The organism is Nonomuraea monospora, from assembly GCF_039531895.1.
GTDB lineage: Bacteria > Actinomycetota > Actinomycetes > Streptosporangiales > Streptosporangiaceae > Nonomuraea > Nonomuraea monospora.
In genome coordinates, this window is sequence record NZ_BAAAQX010000005.1 from 99,133 (window position 1) to 115,258 (window position 16,126).

At 72.4% G+C, this 16,126-nt stretch carries 17 protein-coding genes; 7 read left to right on the plus strand and 10 right to left on the minus strand.

Annotation, left to right across the window (positions count from 1 at the left end):
• Window positions 1–3 precede the first annotated feature (3 nt).
• Genes ABD331_RS11665 through ABD331_RS11675 form a run of 3 tightly spaced genes read left to right on the plus strand, consistent with a single transcriptional unit; the run spans window position 4 to window position 3,099 of the window.
• Window positions 4–2,067, plus strand: coding sequence for a spherulation-specific family 4 protein (locus ABD331_RS11665; protein ID WP_344473567.1), 2,064 nt, complete (start codon window positions 4–6; stop codon window positions 2,065–2,067).
• Entirely contained in the window at window positions 2,064–2,222 is a 159-nt protein-coding gene (locus ABD331_RS11670) for a hypothetical protein (RefSeq protein ID WP_344473569.1), read from the plus strand. Before ABD331_RS11665 ends, ABD331_RS11670 begins: the two co-directional genes overlap by 4 nt.
• Window positions 2,223–2,253: 31 nt before the next feature.
• Window positions 2,254–3,099 carry a hypothetical protein gene (locus tag ABD331_RS11675; RefSeq protein WP_344473572.1) on the plus strand — a complete coding sequence of 282 codons (846 nt, stop codon included), beginning with the start codon at window positions 2,254–2,256 and terminating at the stop codon, window positions 3,097–3,099.
• Between the two features lie 4 nt (window positions 3,100–3,103).
• Here the strand turns inward: ABD331_RS11675 and ABD331_RS11680 are convergent, their stop codons facing one another.
• The 7 genes from ABD331_RS11680 to ABD331_RS11710 form a co-directional block, all read right to left on the minus strand.
• Entirely contained in the window at window positions 3,104–3,868 is a 765-nt protein-coding gene (locus ABD331_RS11680) for an SDR family NAD(P)-dependent oxidoreductase (RefSeq protein ID WP_344473575.1), read from the minus strand.
• Between the two features lie 21 nt (window positions 3,869–3,889).
• Entirely contained in the window at window positions 3,890–4,972 is a 1,083-nt protein-coding gene (locus ABD331_RS11685) for an alanine racemase (protein ID WP_344473578.1), read from the minus strand.
• Between the two features lie 82 nt (window positions 4,973–5,054).
• Window positions 5,055–5,813 carry an IclR family transcriptional regulator gene (locus ABD331_RS11690; protein ID WP_344473581.1) on the minus strand — a complete coding sequence of 253 codons (759 nt, stop codon included), beginning with the start codon at window positions 5,811–5,813 and terminating at the stop codon, window positions 5,055–5,057.
• 61 nt (window positions 5,814–5,874) lie between these two features.
• Window positions 5,875–8,649 (minus strand): FAD-binding and (Fe-S)-binding domain-containing protein, encoded by a 2,775-nt coding sequence (locus ABD331_RS11695; RefSeq protein WP_344473584.1) that lies wholly within the window; start codon window positions 8,647–8,649, stop codon window positions 5,875–5,877.
• A 61-nt stretch (window positions 8,650–8,710) separates the two neighbouring features.
• Window positions 8,711–9,559, minus strand: a complete 849-nt coding sequence (locus tag ABD331_RS11700) for a fumarylacetoacetate hydrolase family protein (RefSeq protein WP_344473586.1) — start codon at window positions 9,557–9,559, stop codon at window positions 8,711–8,713.
• A gap of 11 nt (window positions 9,560–9,570) precedes the next feature.
• Window positions 9,571–10,434 (minus strand): SMP-30/gluconolactonase/LRE family protein, encoded by an 864-nt coding sequence (locus ABD331_RS11705; protein ID WP_344473588.1) that lies wholly within the window; start codon window positions 10,432–10,434, stop codon window positions 9,571–9,573.
• Window positions 10,431–11,201, minus strand: a complete 771-nt coding sequence (locus ABD331_RS11710) for an IclR family transcriptional regulator (RefSeq protein ID WP_344473591.1) — start codon at window positions 11,199–11,201, stop codon at window positions 10,431–10,433. The genes ABD331_RS11705 and ABD331_RS11710 overlap by 4 nt, the downstream gene beginning before the upstream one ends.
• Before the next feature lie 110 nt (window positions 11,202–11,311).
• Here ABD331_RS11710 and ABD331_RS11715 point away from each other — a divergent pair, with 110 nt between their 5' ends.
• On the plus strand, window positions 11,312–11,851 hold the full coding sequence (locus ABD331_RS11715) for a hypothetical protein (protein WP_344473596.1): 540 nt from the start codon (window positions 11,312–11,314) through the stop codon (window positions 11,849–11,851).
• Here ABD331_RS11715 and ABD331_RS11720 read toward each other — a convergent pair.
• Both ABD331_RS11720 and ABD331_RS11725 read right to left on the minus strand, forming a co-directional pair.
• Window positions 11,848–12,843 (minus strand): zinc-dependent alcohol dehydrogenase family protein, encoded by a 996-nt coding sequence (locus tag ABD331_RS11720; RefSeq protein WP_344473599.1) that lies wholly within the window; start codon window positions 12,841–12,843, stop codon window positions 11,848–11,850. The genes ABD331_RS11715 and ABD331_RS11720 overlap by 4 nt on opposite strands.
• A gap of 82 nt (window positions 12,844–12,925) precedes the next feature.
• Window positions 12,926–13,114, minus strand: coding sequence for a hypothetical protein (locus ABD331_RS11725; RefSeq protein WP_344473602.1), 189 nt, complete (start codon window positions 13,112–13,114; stop codon window positions 12,926–12,928).
• A 167-nt stretch (window positions 13,115–13,281) separates the two neighbouring features.
• On the opposite strand from ABD331_RS11725, the gene ABD331_RS11730 reads away from it, so the two are divergent.
• The 3 genes from ABD331_RS11730 to ABD331_RS11740 all read left to right on the plus strand — a co-directional run bounded on the left by ABD331_RS11730 (window position 13,282) and on the right by ABD331_RS11740 (window position 15,461).
• Window positions 13,282–13,644, plus strand: a complete 363-nt coding sequence (locus tag ABD331_RS11730; RefSeq protein WP_344473603.1) for a nuclear transport factor 2 family protein — start codon at window positions 13,282–13,284, stop codon at window positions 13,642–13,644.
• 90 nt (window positions 13,645–13,734) lie between these two features.
• Window positions 13,735–14,586, plus strand: coding sequence for an LLM class F420-dependent oxidoreductase (locus tag ABD331_RS11735; protein ID WP_344473606.1), 852 nt, complete (start codon window positions 13,735–13,737; stop codon window positions 14,584–14,586).
• Between the two features lie 29 nt (window positions 14,587–14,615).
• The gene (locus ABD331_RS11740; protein WP_344473609.1) at window positions 14,616–15,461 is read left to right on the plus strand and encodes a GNAT family N-acetyltransferase; all 846 of its coding nucleotides are present in this window, start codon (window positions 14,616–14,618) and stop codon (window positions 15,459–15,461) included.
• 37 nt (window positions 15,462–15,498) lie between these two features.
• Here the strand turns inward: ABD331_RS11740 and ABD331_RS11745 are convergent, their stop codons facing one another.
• Window positions 15,499–16,077: a PadR family transcriptional regulator gene (locus tag ABD331_RS11745; RefSeq protein WP_344473612.1), complete on the minus strand. Its 579-nt coding sequence runs from the start codon at window positions 16,075–16,077 to the stop codon at window positions 15,499–15,501.
• Window positions 16,078–16,126 lie beyond the last annotated feature (49 nt).

Consider the following 16,126-nt stretch of genomic DNA (forward strand, 5'->3'; position numbering starts at 1 on the left):
TACATGCTCAAGTCCCGCTGGCACACGCTGCTCGGAGCGACGCTCTTAGCGATCCCGTTGCTGGCCGCCACACCTGCGCAGGCGGCTGACGCCGTGCTCGACCAGCAGGTGGCCGTACCCGCCTACTTCCTGCCCGGCAACACTCCCGACTACTGGAGCCAGCTCAACACGGCGACCGTCAAGCCGGGCGTGGTGGTGGCCAACGTCGCCAACGGCCCGGGCAACCTGGCCAAGCCGGCCTACACCTCCGCGCTGGCGACCGCGCACGCCGCCGGGATGAAGGTCATCGGCTACGTCGACACCGGCTACTTCGGCACCAGCATCGGCGCCAACCGGACCCGGCTCGGCTCGTCGGCCGTCGAGGACTGGCGGGCGCAGATCCAGTCCGACATCAACAAGTGGTACGAGTTCTACGGCTCCTCGATCGACGGCATCTTCTTCGACCAGGCGCAGAACGCGTGCGGGCCAGCCTCGGGCGGCGAGGCTTACGTGAACCTGTACCGCGAGATCAACACGTACGTGAAGACGTACCACCCGGGCGCGACCACCATCGCCAACCCCGGTGTCTCGCCCGCCGCGTGCTTCCAGGACGCCGCCGACATCCTCGTCACCTTCGAGGGCTCCTACAGCTCCTACCAGAACCGGCAGGAGCCCTACCTGCCGTCGGCCTGGGAGGCCACCGCCGACCCCAGGCAGATCTGGCACCTGATCTACGACGTGCCCGACGCGGCGGCCATGGCCACGGTCGTCGCCACGTCCAAGACCAACAACGCCGGGTACGTGTACGTGACCGACGACAAGCTGGAAAATCCCTGGGACACGCTGCCCTCGTACCTGTCGTCCCAGGTGACGGCGGCGAAGGGCAGCGGCGGCGCGGCTCCCGCCAAGCCCGCCACGCCTGCCGCCAGCCTGGTGAAGGCCACGAGCGCGCGCCTGAGCTGGACCTCCGCCGCCTACCCCGGCGTGGTCGGCTACGACGTCTACCAGGGCAGCGTGAAGATCGGCAGCAGGGCGAACCTCACGCCTTCGGCGACCACCTTCGACGTGGGCGGGCTCACGGCCGCCACCGCCTACTCCTTCACGGTCAAGGCGCGCGACCGGGCGGGGAACGTCTCCGCCGCCAGCACGGCCCTGGCCGTGACGACCGCCGCCGCCAGCGCGAACAATCCCACGGCGCCCGGCACGCCCGTGGCGTCCGGCGTCGGCCCGACCAGCGTCAAGCTGACCTGGACCGCCTCCACGGACGGCGACTCGGGCGACAGCGTGGCCTTCTACGACGTGTTCAAGAACGGCGTGCGGGAGCTGTCCCTGCCCGGCGGCAGCACCAGCGTCAACCTCGGCGGCCTGGCGCTCAACACGTCCTACGGCTTCACCGTGCGGGCCCGTGACACGACCGGCCGCGCCTCGGCGCAGTCGGCCAGCACGGCCATCACCACCACCAACCCGGTGCCGATCACCGGCGCGACGGCGGCGATGGACGAGAACACGGCGACCTACCAGGCGCAGTTCAACCTGCCGTACAGCGGTCACCACGTCTTCATCGACACCGACGCGGACTACCAGACCGGCTGGTCGGTGAACACGATCGGCGCCGAGTACATGATCGAGAACAACGCCCTCTTCCAGAAGACCGGCGACCCGGGCCAGTGGTCGTGGAGCATGGTTCCGGGCGTGACCCCGCTGGTCTCCGACACGAACGGCCTCCACAAGTGGTCCGTGCCCTCCTGGCTGCTGACCGGCACGGGCACCACCCACAAGATCGTCTTCCACGGGACGGACGGCGACCGCAACGACTACGCCGCGAGCGTCCTCACCGTCACCGCCCCCTCCACCCCGGTCGCCCCCATCGCCGGAGCGGTGGCGGCGGTCAGCGCGGGCACGGCGACCTACACGGCGAAGTTCAACCTGCCGTACACCACCTACCACGTCTTCATCGACACCGACGCGAACTACCTGACCGGCTGGTCGGTGAACACCATCGGCGCCGAGTACATGATCGAGAACAACACCTCTTCCAGAAGACCGGCGCCTCGAACGCCTGGTCGTGGAGCGCGGTGGCCGGCGTGAGCCCGCTGGTCTCCAGCACGGACGGGCTCTACAAGTGGTCGGTGCCGCTCTCACTCCTGACCGGCACGGGCAACACCCAGAAGATCGCCTTCCACGCCACGGACGGCACGCGCGACGACTACGCCCCGAACGTGATCACCCTCACCACGGGCTGAACCGATCGCCTGTGGTGATCGTTTCACGGGTATGACCTCACGCTGGAGCGCCGTTCCGGTGCTGGCGCTCGCGCTGGCACTGGCGGCGTGCGGCGGCGCGGGAGCCGGCGAGACACCCCGTCCTGGGGGCTCGCCGGCTCCTTCGCCTGTCGCCGAACCCGAACCGCCCGCCACAACCGCACCCAACCAGCCCGCCACCGACACGGCCGCGACCGAGGCGGTCGTCACCGAGGCGGTCCACGCGGGGCGGCCGGTCGCCGCATGGTCGTGGCAGGGCGGTTACCTGGCTCCCGGCCTCAGGGCCGTCCGCCCTCCCGCGCTGGTCGTCTACGCCGACGGGCGGGCCATCGCGGAGGCCGCCCACGAGCTGCGCCTGCCACCCGCCGAGGTGGAAGCCCTGGTCAAGGCGCTGCGCCAGGAGCTGGCCGGGCAACCAGCCACCGTCTCGCCCCGGCCAGGCACGCCGACCGTCTACGACGCGCCGGCCACCGTCCTCGGCGTCGACACGGGCAACGGGCTGCACGAGGTGTACGTACCGCATCTGGACCAGACCCCCGAGGGCTACGACGCCGCGCTGACCGGCGCCCGCGACCGCCTCAGCCTCCTGGCCGACCGGGTCGCGGCCGGGGGCCGCCCGTACGCCGTCGCCCGGGTGCGGCTGTCAGCCGACCGGGTCAGCGGCTACGGCAAGGTCAAGCCGTGGCCGCGCGGCCTGCCGGTGCCCCCTCACGAGAGCAGCGAGAACACCCGGGACTACGCGGGCGCCAAGGCGCGGGCGATCGCCCGCCTGCTGCCGGCCGGGGGCAGGCAGGTCTATCGCACGTCGTCAGGGGAGGAGCTGGCGCTGGCGTGGCGCTACCTCCTCCCCCACGAGTAGGGGCTCACATGATGGCGAGCTGCCCGCCGTCGATGACCAGCTCCGTGCCGTGCACGAAGGCCGCGTCGTCGGAGGCCAGGAAGGCGTACCCGGCGGCGACCTCCTCGGCGAGCCCGGCCCGGCCCAGGGGGATGTGGTCGCGCTCGTAGGAGGACACGAAGTCCCCCGCCAGGCCCTCGGAGATGGAGGCGTTCAGCGGCGTCCTGATGTAGCCGGGGCACAGCGCGTTCACGCGGATGCGGTGCCTGCCCAGCTCGACCGCCATCGTCTTCGTGAGCAGCAGCACGCCGCCTTTGGAGGCGTTGTAGTGGGCGTAGTCGGCCTCGCCGCCCAGCCCGTTGGTGGAGGACATGTTGAGGATGACCCCGCCGGTGCCCTGCTCGACCAGGTGGCGCGCGACGGCCTGGGCGACCAGGAACATGCCGCGCAGGTTCACCGCCATGATGGTGTCCCAGTGCCCGGGGGTGATCTCCAGGAACGGCTCGCGCCAGGCGGTGCCGGCGTTGTTGATCAGAACGTCGAGACCGCCGAGCGTCTCCACGGCCCCCTCGGCCAGGCGGGTGACGTCGGCCTCCGTGCTGATGTCACCGGCGATGCCGCTCACCTCGCCCAGCCCGGACAGCTCGGCCACCGTCTTGTCCACCTCGGCCGGGTCGAGTCCGCCGAGCACCACCCTGGCGCCCTCTTCGAGGAACCTGCGGGCCGTGGCGGCGCCGATGCCGCTGCTTCCCCCGCTGATCAGTACCCGCTTGCCCGCGAGTCCCCGCATGGCGTTCTCCTTCCGTTCCCGCTAGCGCACCGCGCCGCGGGCGGCGACGCGAAGCTCGGTGGTGACCCTGCCGTTCTCGACTCCGTGGGCGACGTCGAAGAGGTTGACGGCCGCGCAGGCGTGGCTGGGGATGAGCTGCGCCCGCGTGCCGACCGGCAGCTCGTCGTGGTGGCCCGCCTCCAGGCGGGCCACGCCGTGCTCCTCGTTGAGGAAGTCCATGTGCAGGTACGGCAGGCCGGCGGCCCTGATCCAGCCCGGCGAGCCGGCGCCGTCGGAGGTGAGGCACTTGGTGCCGGCGTCGAAGACGACCCGCTCCGGGGTCGAGCGGGCGATCACGGTGGTCAGCACCCGGGCGGCGGCCGTCTCCTCGGTGGCGACGCCGAGGCGCATCATCGCGGTGTCGTTGAAGATGTACGTGCCGGGCCTGATCTCGGTCACCCCGGCGACCCCGGCGGCGTACCGGGCGGTCGGCGTGGAGCCGACGCTGATCTCGCGCAGTCCGATGCCGTCGCGCAGGCACAGCTCGGCCGTGGCCACCAGGTCCTCGCCCTCGCGGCGGGCGGTCTCCTCCAGCTCGGCGCGGTCGCGCGAGTGGTAGGCGTGCCCGGCCAGCGTGAGCAGGCCCACGACCTCGACGCCGGGCACGGCGGCGATCTCGGCGACCAGGTCGGCGGTGGGCCGGCCCGGCGGGCGGCCCAGCCGGTGCTGGCCGGTGTCCACCTCCACCAGCACCTCCACGGGCGGCCCGCCCAGCCGGCCGAGCCCGGCGGCCACCTCGGGCGAGTCGAGGCTGACCCGCACCCGGGCGCGCTCGCGCAGCGCTGCCAGGCGGCGCAGCTTGGGCTCGCCCCAGATCGGGAAGGCCAGCAGGATGTCCTCGACGCCCGCGTCGGCCATCACCTCGGCCTCGCCGAGCTTGGCGCAGGTGATGCCGCTCGCGCCGGCGTCGAGCTGCATGCGGGCCAGCTCGGGCATCTTGTGGGTCTTGATGTGCGGTCGCAGCCTGACGCCGTGCGCCGCGGCCGTCTTGGCCATCTCGGCGATGTTGGTCCTGACCGCGTCGAGGTCGATGACGAGCGATGGGGTATCGAGCTCGAAGTACATGAAGGTACGGCTCCTCCGGGAGAAGTTCTCCCAGAAGATAGCACCCATTCCGCATCGCGCACCAGCGTTCCGCATTACGGAATCAGACGTGCTCGGCGACCGCCTTCCGCAGACCGTGCCCGATCTCCTCCATCCGCGCCGGCGACATGCGGTCCTTCAGCGCCGTCACGCTCACCGCCGCCACCGGCGCCGTCCTGCCCATGAACACCGGCACGGCCACGCACCGCACGCCCGGCTCGTTCTCCTCCAGGTCGAGCGCGTAGCCGCGCTGACGCACCTGGTCGAGGTGGGTGGCCAGCTTGGCCGGGCTGGTCAGCGTGTTCCGCGTCCTGCCCGACAGCGGGCCGAAGCGCTCCGCCCACGCCTTGACCGACTCGTCGGTCGGGTACGTCCAGGCCAGCAGCGCCTTGCCGACGCCCGTGCAGTGGGCGGCGTTGCGCCCGCCGATCACCGAGGTCATCGTGATCGACCGCACCGCCTCCACCTTGTCGACGTAGACGACCTCGCCGCCGTCGAGCGTGGCCATGTGCACGGTCTCGGCGAACTCCTCGCTCACCCGCAGCAGCAGCGGGCGCACGAGCGTGCGCAGGTCCATCGTCTCGTAGAACCTGAAGGCCGTGGCCAGCAACTCCGTGCCGAGGAAGTACGGCCCGCTCGGCTCCGGCTGCGCCGCGAACCCGCGGTGCTTGAGCGCGCCGAGCAGGCGGTGCAGCGAGCTCTTGGGCAGCCCGAGCCGGGTGGCGAGCTCGTCGAGCGTAACGCCCCTGCTGTGCTTGCCGATCTCCTGAAGGATCAGCAGGGCGCGATCGACGCTCCCCACGGGGGACTGGGCCTCAGCCACCACCACTCCATTCTGTTCCGCTTCGTGGAATGCTAACGCGTGTAGCGGAATCCTACGTCACTTATGGCGCGGTGGCCCTGTCGAGCAGTTCGAGCAGGTGCTGGTACTGCTTGCCGGTGGCCCTGGTGAGGCCCAGCTCGCAGGTGCGGTTCACCGAGGCGTGCCCCGCGAAGTCCCCGGCCCGCACGGCGGCGGCCTCGTCCCGGGTGGCCGAGGCGGTCAGCTCGGGACGCAGCAAGCCTCGGTCGCCGGCGAAGGCACAGCACTGCCAGCCGTCCGGCACCACCACCTCCTCGGCCACGGCCTCCGCGATCCGCCGCAGCGCGGCGTCCAGGCCGAGGCGGGTGGAGGAGCAGGTCGGATGCAGGGCCAGCGACGGCAGCCGGCGCTTGACGGCCAGGTGCGGCAGGAGCCGGTCCGCGGTGTAGGCGACCGCGTCCAGCACCTCGACGGGGACGGCGTCCACGAGGCGGTGGAAGCCCTCCGTGCAGGACGCGGCGTCGCTGACCACCGGGACGCGCCCGCCGTCGGTCGCCTCCAGCAGCGCGTCGCGGACCCGCTCCCCCATGGCCTCGTATCCGTCCGCGTACCCCTTGGACGACCAGGGCGTGCCGCAGCACAGCCCGGCGATCCCCTCCGGCACGCTCAGCCGCCCGCCGGCCCGCTTCACCAGCCGCGCGAAGGCCACCATCACGCCGGGCCCGCCGTCGGCGGGCGCGAAGAGCGTGTTCAGGCAGGACGGCACGTAAACCACGTCGGCGTCGGCGGCCGGGACCGGACGGCGGCGCATGCCACCCTTGGGCAGGTCGCGGCTCCACTGCGGCACGGCCTCGCTCACCCTGCGGGCGGCCCGGGAGGCGGTCTCGGGCAGCGCGGGCGGGGTGGCGGCGGCGGCGTCCAGGGCGAGGTTCATCGCCCGGGTGACGCCGTCCCAGTGCCCGGCGGCCGTCTTCCAGCCCCTCCGCGCGGCCCTGCCGTGGCGCTCGGCGCGCAGACGCTTGGTCAGGTCGCCCGTGTTGATCAGGACGGGGCAGGCGGTGGCGCACATGCCGTCCACGGCGCAGGTGTCCACGGCGTCGTAGCCGTACTCGGACTCCAGCTCGGCGGCCAGCTCGTGGTCGCCGTCGCGGTGGGCGGCGGCCAGCTCCCGCCTGAGCACGATGCGCTGGCGCGGGGTGGTGGTCAGGTCGCGGCTGGGGCAGACCGGCTCGCAGTAGCCGCACTCGACGCAGCGGTCCACCTCGGGCTCGACGGTGACGACGGGCTTGAGGTCGCGCAGGTGGGCGTCCTCCCGGTCGGTCAGGACGACCCCGGGGTTCAGCGTGCCGCCCGGGTCGCACAGGCGCTTGATCTCGCGCATCACCTCGTACAGCTCGTCGCCGTACTGGCGGCGGACGAACGGGGCCATGACCCGCCCGGTGCCGTGCTCGGCCTTCAGCGTGCCGCCACGGGAGAGCACGGCCTCGACCATGTCCTCGGTGAAGTCGGCGTAGCGCTCCAGCTCGGTCTCGAAGTGCTCGTTCAGCATGAAGTGCAGGTTGCCGTCCTTGGCGTGGCCGAAGATGACGCTGCGCTCGTAGCGGTGCCGGGCGAACAGGTCGCTCAGCTCGTCGCACAGGCCGGCCAGGGCGGGCACGGGCACGGCGACGTCCTCCAGCAGGGCCGTCGTGCCGGTGGGGCGGGCGCCGGCGACCGAGGCGTACAGGCCCTTGCGGATGTGCCACAGCGCGGCCCTGCCGCCCGCCTGCCTGCTCAGCCTGGCGGGGACGGCCGGCTCCAGCGCGGGCAGCAGCTCGGCGGCGGCCCGCTCGCGGTCCGCCAGCAGGTCCTCGTCCGGCTCCTGCCACTCGACCAGCAGCGCGGCGTGCCCGGCCACGTTGAGCGAGCGCAGTACCTCGTCGGCTCCCGCGTCGGTCTGCGCCACCCGCAGCGACTCGGCGTCCAGCAGCTCGACGGCGGCGGGGGCCAGCTCGACGAGCTGCGGCATGGCGGCCATGGCCCGGTACAGAGTGGGGAAGACGAGCAGGCCGGTGGCGGCCAGCCGGTGCGCGGGCACCGTGCGGAAGACGGCCTCGGCGACGAAGCCGAGCGTGCCCTCGCTGCCGATGACGAGGTGGGCGAGGAGCTGCGCGGGCGTGTCGTGGTCGAGCAGGCTGTTCAGGCCGTAGCCCATGGTGTTCTTGAGCGAGAACTGCTCCCGCACCCGCCGCACCGAGTCCGGATTTTTCCGGACTCGGTCGCGCAGCCTGACCAGGCCCTCCGCCAGGCCGGGCTCCAGCGCGCGCAGCCGCTCGTCCGCGTCCGGGGCTCCGGTGTCGATGACGGTGCCGCTGGGCAGCACCACCGTCATCGACTCCAGCGTCCGGTACGTGTTGGCGTGCGTGCCGCACGTCATGCCACTGGAGTTGTTGGCCACCACGCCGCCGATCGTGCACGCCGACTCGCTGGCCGGGTCGGGCCCGAGCTTGCGCCCGTACGGGGCCAGGCGGGCGTTGACCTGCCGCAGCACCGCGCCGGGCTGCACCCGCACCCGCTCCCCGCCGTCCAGCACCTCGATCCCGCGGAAGTGCCGCCGGGTGTCCACGAGCAGGTGCTCGCTGACCCCCTGCCCGCTCAGGCTGGTGCCGCCCGACCTGAACGTCAGCGGCAGGCCCGCGCGCAGCAGCGCCGCCACCTGCTGCGCGTTCTCCGGCACCAGGACGGCCTGCGGGGTGAGCAGATAGTGGGAGGCGTCGTGCGCCATGCCCAGCCGGTCGCTCGCCCGGGTCCTGGCGATGCCGGGGACGGCGGCCTCCGCCCTGGCCAGGACGGCGGGATCGGGTGCGGTCAAGCTCATGCTCACTCCGTACGTTCAGCGCGGGGCCGCCGATCAGCGAGGCCCGTCTTTCGGCTTCTTCTCAGCGCGGGCCGATGACGTGCTGGCGCTGGCTGCCCAGCCCATCGATGCCCAACTCCATCACGTCGCCCGGCTGGAGCCAGATCTGCGGGTCGTGGCCCATGCCGACGCCGGGCGGGGTGCCGGTGTTGATCAGGTCGCCGGGCTCCAGCACCATGAACTGGCTCAGGTGGTGCACGATGACGTACGGGTCGAAGATCATGGTCTTGGTGGTGCCGGTCTGGCGGCGGGTGCCGTTGACGTCCAGCCACATGCCGAGGTTCTTGACGTCGGCGATCTCGTCCGGCGTGACCAGCCACGGCCCCGCCGGGTTGAACGTCTCGGCCGACTTGCCCTTGCTCCACTGCCCGCCGCGCTCCATCTGGAAGGCCCGCTCGCTGACGTCGTTGACCACGCAGTAACCGGCGATCGCGTCCCTGGCCTCCGCCACCGAGTCGAGGTAGGAGGTGCGCCGCCCGATGACGATGCCCAGCTCCACCTCCCAGTCGGGCTTGGTGGAGCCGCGCGGGATGCGCACCTCGTCGTTCGGGCCGATGAGCGTGTTGGGCGGCTTGGTGAACAGGATCGGCTCGTCCGGCACGGCCTGGCCGGTCTCGGCGGCATGGTCGCTGTAGTTCAGGCCGATGCACAGGATCTGGTGCGGCCGGGCGATCGGCGCGCCGATCCGCTCACCGGCGAACTCCACGCGCTGTCCGGTGGCGACCTTCCCTGCGAGCAGCGCGGCGCCGCCGGCGGCGAAGAACCTCTCGTCGAAGTCGGGGGTGACGTCGGAGACGTCCACGTAATGGGTGTCGTCGACGCGGACGACGGGCTTCTCGGCGCCGGGCGCGCCGATGCGCATGAGGTACACGGGGGCCTCTCTCAGAAGGGGTTCCAGTAGGGGACGGGCAGGCCGCGGACGCCGACGCGCGCCGTGAACAGGCGGCCGTCGTCCGGGCCCGGCCCGTCCAGGCCGGTGCGGGCGGTGGTGATGACGAGGACGTCGAGGCCGGGCCCGGCGAAGACCGGGCAGGAGGTGTGCGGGGCGCCGGTCTCGACGACGTCGATCAGCTCTCCCCCGGTGCCGCGGCACTCGACGCGGCCGAGCCCCCAGTTGGCGATCCACAGGTTGCCGTCGGCGTCGGCGCACATCCCGTCGGGCATGCCGTCGCCGATCGTGAACGCCTCCCGCCGCGGCCCCGTCTTGCCGGTGTCCGGGTCGTAGTCGCGCACCCAGATCGTGCCGGGGACGGTGTCCACGCTGTAGAGCCGGTCGCCGACCCAGGCCAGGCCGTTGGAGAGCACCAGATCGGTGTCGAGGTAGGTGAGCCCGCCGCCGTCCAGGCGGGCCAGCACCTCCTGCCCGTGGCGGTCGTCCTGGGCCAGGCTGCCGATCAGGAACCGGCCCGCCGGGTCCACGGCCCCGTCGTTGAGCCTGCTGCGCCGGCCCTCGGGCAGCACCCTGGCCAGCTCCGTGCGGCTCCCGTCGGTATCGACGCTGATCAGCGTGGACTGCCCGGCCACGATCAGCTCGCCGCCGGACGCCACGGCCACCGCGCCGACGGTGCCGTCGAAGACGTGCTCGCCGGTGACGGTGATCCGGCCGGTCGCCGCGTCGAGGCGGCCTTCGTACACGGTGGCCGCGACGATGTCGACCCACAGCAGGCGCTGCCGGGCGGCGTCCCAGACGGGGCCCTCGCCCAGCGTGTAGACGCCGGCCGAGGCAGGGACAGCGGTGAACGTCAAGGAAGTTCCTCTCCTGAGGCGATGGCGCGGATGGCGGGCAGGTCGCCGACGAGCTTGCTCAAGGGGGTGCGGTAGGCCAGGCCGCTGACGCTGATCGCGCCGCTGGGCACGGTCGGCGAGGCCAGGTAGGCGGCGACGGCCACGCAGTTGACGCCGGGCTCGTTCTCCTGGTCGTCGGCGGCGTAGCCCTGCTCGCGGATGCGGGCCAGCTCGGCGTGCAGCTCCTCGACGGTGCCGATCGAGCGCTCGGTCGGCCGTTCCAGCGCCCGTCCGTCCGCCCAGTCGCGCACCGCGTCCCGCGTCCTGAGCGCGTCGGCGAGCAGCACCTTGCCGACCGCCGTGCAGTGCGCAGGGTTGCGGCCGCCCACCACCGAGGTGAGCCGCACCGCCCCGGCGGCCGGGTCGAGCTTGGAGCGGTAGACGACGTGGTGCCCGTCGAGCACGGCGTAGTGCGCCGTCTCGCCGTAGCGCTCGCACAGCGCCTTGAGCACCGGCATGACGCGGACGTGGTCGGGCCGCGCCTCGTGGTGCGCGAACGCCATCCGCAGGAACTCGTCGCCCAGCGCGTACCGGCCGTGGCCGTGCTGCGCGGCGAGGCCGGCGCGGCGTAACGCGGCCAGCGCGCGGTGCACGGTCGGCTTGGGGCTGGACACCGCCCGCGCCATCTCCTCCAGCCCGATGCCGTCGGGGTGGCGTGCCAGCTCGGCCAGCACCGCCAGGACGCGATCGGAGCCGACGAGCTTGTCCGCGGGGATCTGCTCGGACATGTTCCGAACAGTAGACCATCGTTCCATCAAACGAAAGTTCACCGGATGCGGTGGGGACGGCTAGGGTGGCGATCATGTCGCGACGTGCCTTGGGCGTCTTATTGGCGGTCATGACCGCCACCGGTTGCGCGCAGCCCACCGCGCACACGACCACCGCGCAGACCGTCACTCAGACCAGCCCGCCCCCCTCAGGACCGCCCGGCATCGTGGTGACGGATGACGGGACAGGCCCGGACGTGTGCTCCCTGATCTCCACCGAACGCATGGGCGACATCTACGGCACCCCCGGCGTCACCACCCAGCCCCCTGTGGCACTCCGAGGCAGCCAGCTCAGCGGCTGCGTCTACATGATCGGCGCCCTCACGGTGGACGTCGGCCTGTACGCCCTGGACCCCTCGATGGACAGCCCCGCCCGGATGGCCGACGAGTACACCTACCGCAAGGGCACGCCCATCGCGGACCTGGGCGACGCCGCCGCCGTGGCCACCTACGACGACAGCGACCCGAAACTCGCCGCACTCGCGGGCAGCGGGCGGCTGGTCGCGATCGACCACGACGCGATCCTGGTGATCGACGGCCCGGAGGCGGCCGTGGAGCGCTTCGAGGAGGTCGCGAGGGAGATGTGGCCCCGGGTGGGTGCGCTCTACTAGACGGTGACCACGATCTTGCCCACCTGCGCGTTCGACTCCAGGTACCGGTGCGCCTCGACGATCTCCGCCAGCTCGAACGTCCGGTCCACGACCGCCCTGAACGCCCCGGACCGCAGCCCGGAGTGCACGAACGCCGCCGCCCTGCGCAGCCGCTCGGGCCTGGTCGTCGTCTCCAGCATCGTGTACGTCCGCATGGCCAGCGCCGGCATGCCCAGCTCGATCCCCGGGTAGGGCGTCGGCTGCCCGCTCAGCGCCCCGTACACCAGCAGCGTGCCGTCGCCGGCGACCGCCCTGGCCAGGTCGCGCACGCCGGGCCCGGCGACCGCGTCGAGGACGACTTCGGCGCCGCGGCCTCCGGTGGCCGCCAGCACCCGCTCCGCCACGTCCTCACCGTCCCCGGTGACGATCACCTCGGCGGCGCCCTCCTTCAGCAGCGCCTCCTTCTTGGCGGCGGTGCGCGTGAGCGCGATGGGGGTGGCGCCGAGCCGGTCGGCCACGCGCAGGGCGGCCAGCCCCACACTGCTCGATGCCGCGTTCAGCACGACCGTGTCGCCTGGCCGCATCCCGCCGGCCTCCATCAGCGCGCCGTAGGCCGTCACGTACGCCATCCACACGGCGGATCCTTCGACGGCGCCGATCCCCTCAGGCCGCCGCAGCACTGCCGTCGCGGGCACGACCATCCGCTCGCCGTACACCCCGTAGTCGTTCATCGAGAACGTCTGCACCGTGCTGACCGGCTCCCCCGGCCGCAGCCCCGTCACGCCTGCCCCGACCGCCTCCACGACGCCGGCGGCCTCCGTGCCGAGCGTGGCGGGGAACCTCTTCACGGGCTCGATGTACAGGCCGGAGCGGAACAGCGCCTCCGCCCGGTTCAGCCCGAACGCCTCCACCCTGATCAGCACCTCGCCGGGCCCCGGGTCACGCACCTCCACGTCCTGCACCCGCATCACCCCGGGCCCGCCGAGCTCGCTGAACAACACCGTCCTGGCCATCGCACAGTCCTTCCGTCACAGAAATGGCCGGACCACTTCAGCACGGAAGTTCGATGGCTGTCAAACTTTGACGGCTGTCGTCCTAAACCGGGCGCTTGGCGCCCGACTCGCCGTCGGCCAGCACCCCGCTGAACTGCGGCGTGCGGACGACGGTCGCGGCCTTGCACGGATCCGACGCGCCCGCCTGCGCCGGCGCGGGGTTCAGCACCAGCACCGCGCCCAGCGCGGCAGCCGCGGCGGCGGCACGACGAGTCCGGGTTCGGACCTTCATGAGGCTCCTCCTGTCTACGGGTGATCGTGGACGTGCTGCTCACCAGCATCGGCTCCACACCCCATCCCGTCCACCCCGAATCTCCCTTTTCTGCTAGTTGCGCCCCGCACCTGGTCCCGTATCGTCCCCACCACGGGACGACCCCGATCACGTGAGGGAGAACCGCCATGTCCGTCAACGCGGTACGGCACGTCTTCCAGGTGGTGGACTCGTTCGACGCCGACGAGTTCGCCGCGCTGATGGCCGAGGACGCCACGCTGGTGTTCGCCAACGCCGAGCCGCTGGCCGGCCGCGAGGCCATCGCCGCCGGGATCCGCGAGTTCTTCGCCACCATCGGCGGCCTGCGGCACCGCGTCGTCAGGACGTGGGAGGCCGGCGACGACAGCATCGCCGAGACCGAGGTCACCTACCGGCGGCTCGACGGCAAGGACGTCACCGTCCCGGCCGTGTCGATCTGGCGCTCCCGCGACGACGGCCTCATCACCGACTACCGCATCTACATCGACCTGGCTCCGGTCTACGCCCCATAACCACCGGCTATACCAGCAGGTATTGGACGCGAACGGCACCGGACACCGATCATGAGCCCCATCCACGACCGCTGACGGATGGAGAACGTGATGGAGCTCGGCGTGAACGGCCTGAACGCCAAGGCCACCCTGGGCCCGGCCGACACGGCCCGCCTGGTGCGCCTGGCCGAGGACCTCGGCTACACCTCGTGGTGGGCGGGCGATCACGTGGTGCTGCCCAGCCCGCGCGTGCCCGCCTCCCCCATGGACCCCGAGGACCCGATCCTCGACCCGCTCGTCCACCTGACGTTCGTGGCCGCCCTCAGCAGCCGCCTCGAACTCGGCACCGGCATCGTCATCCTGCCCCAGCGCAACCCGCTCGTCCTCGCCAAGCAGGCCGCCAGCCTGGACGTGCTGAGCGGCGGACGGCTGCTGCTCGGCGTGGCGGGCGGCTACCTGGAGCCCGAACTGGCCGCGCTGGGGGTGCCGATGTCGGAGCGGGGCAGCCGTACCGACGACCACCTGGACGCGATGACCGCCCTGTGGACCGCGCCCGCGCCGGTCTCCCACGCCGGGCGGCACGTCTCGTTCGAGAACCTGGACGCCCACCCGCGGCCGGTCCAGCCGGGCGGCCCGCGCATCCTGATCGGCGGGCACAGCCCGGCCGCGTTCCGGCGCGCCGTGGCGCGCGGGCACGGCTGGATCGGCAACGGCCGCTCCCCCGAGGACCTGGCCGCCGCCCTGGCCGGGCTGGAGAAGGCCGCCGCCGAGGTCGAACGCCCGGCCGCGCTGGGCCGTCTGGAGATCACCTACCTGCAGCTCGACCCGGTGGAGGTGGACGCCGCGACCGCGCTCCGCTACGCCGGGATGGGGGTGGACCGGCTGCTGGTCTACCCGCTGCCGCTGGAGGACCCCGACGACGTGGCCGCCTTCCTGGAGCGGCACGCCTCCCTCCCCCGCTGACGGTCTTCGCCGCTGCCTAGACTCTGGGCGTGGATCTCAGTGTGCGGGCCGCGTCGGCGGACGACCTGCCGGCCGTACGAGCGGTGGCCCGGCGGTTCGGCCTGCTGAGCGGGTGGCCCGCCGGCTCGCCCGACTTCCTGGACGCCGAACGCCTCTTCGGCACGCTTCTGATCGCCCCGGCACAGACCGGTGGCGGCGGGGTCGCTTGGGGTTTCGGCGGGACGCTGCGCAGAGGCGACCTCACCCACCTCGGCGACCTCTTCGTCCTGCCCGCCCACCAGTCGTCGGGCCTCGGCCGCGCCATGCTGGCCCGGCTCCTGTCCGGGGACGGCCCCAAGGTCACCTTCGCCTCGTCCGACCACCGCGCGATGGCCTTGTACGTCCGCCACGGCCTGCGCCCCTGGTGCCCGCTGCTCTACCTGTCCGGCCCGGCGACAGTCCTGCCCGCCCCGGCGACGGGCCTGCCCGCCCCGCCGCCGCCCGTCCGCGTGACGTCCCCCGACAGCATCGCCGCCCTGGACGCGCAGGTGTCGGGCGGCGCCCGCCACGAGACCCTCTCCTGGTACGCCGCCCGTCCGGGCGTCACCGCGTACACGACCGGCGCGGGCTACGCGCTCACCCGCACCACCGAGGACGGAACGCTGATCGGCCCGGCGGGCGGCGCCGAACCACAGGACTGCGCGCACGCCGTCCTCGCCGCCCTCGCCACCGCACAGGGCACGGCGAAACTGGCCCTCCCCGGCACGCACCCTCTCCTCCCGTCACTGCTCGCGGCCGGCTGGCGCATCCACGACCTGGACACCCTCATGGCCGACGACGCCGCCCTCGCCCTGATCCGCCCCGACCGCTACGTACCCCACCCTGACCTGGGATGACCTGGGATGACCTGGGATGACCTGCGCGGCCGAGCGGTCAGCCGTCCTCGGCCAGGAGGCGCAGTCCTTCGCGGGCCCAGTCGGCGCGCGCCTGCGCGACGGCGATCTGCCCCTTGAACACGTGCGCCTTCAACCTGGCGATGCGTTCGTGCTCGACCGGCGGCCGGTTCTTCAGCCGCTCCTTGATCAGATCGGTCTCCTTGGCCAGCAGCGCCTCGCTGTGCGCCCGCCACTCCGCGATCAGCTTCTCCTGCTGGGCGACGTAGGTCTGCAGCACGGACGCGGCCTGCTCCGGCTCGACCATGTCGAAGAAGAGCGCCTGTAGGAAGAACGCGTCCCGCACCGGCGGCGCGGCGTGCTCGGTGCCCGCCCAGGCGCGCAGTTCGGCCAGCCCGCGCTCGGTGATCGAGTAGACCATCCGCCTCAGCTTCGTGCCGCGGATCTCCTGCTGGCCCTCGATCAGACCGGCCTGCTCCATCTGCCGCAGCGCCGGATAGATCTGGCTGTGCGGGGCGGACCAGACCCAGCGCGGGGCGGCCTCGAAGAAGCGGGTCAGCTCGTACCCGTTCATCGGGCGCGCCTCCAGGACGCCGAGCAGCGCGTGCTGAAGCGACATGCCCCTCAGCATAGGGAGCCTTGGAACATGTATCGAGATACATGTATGG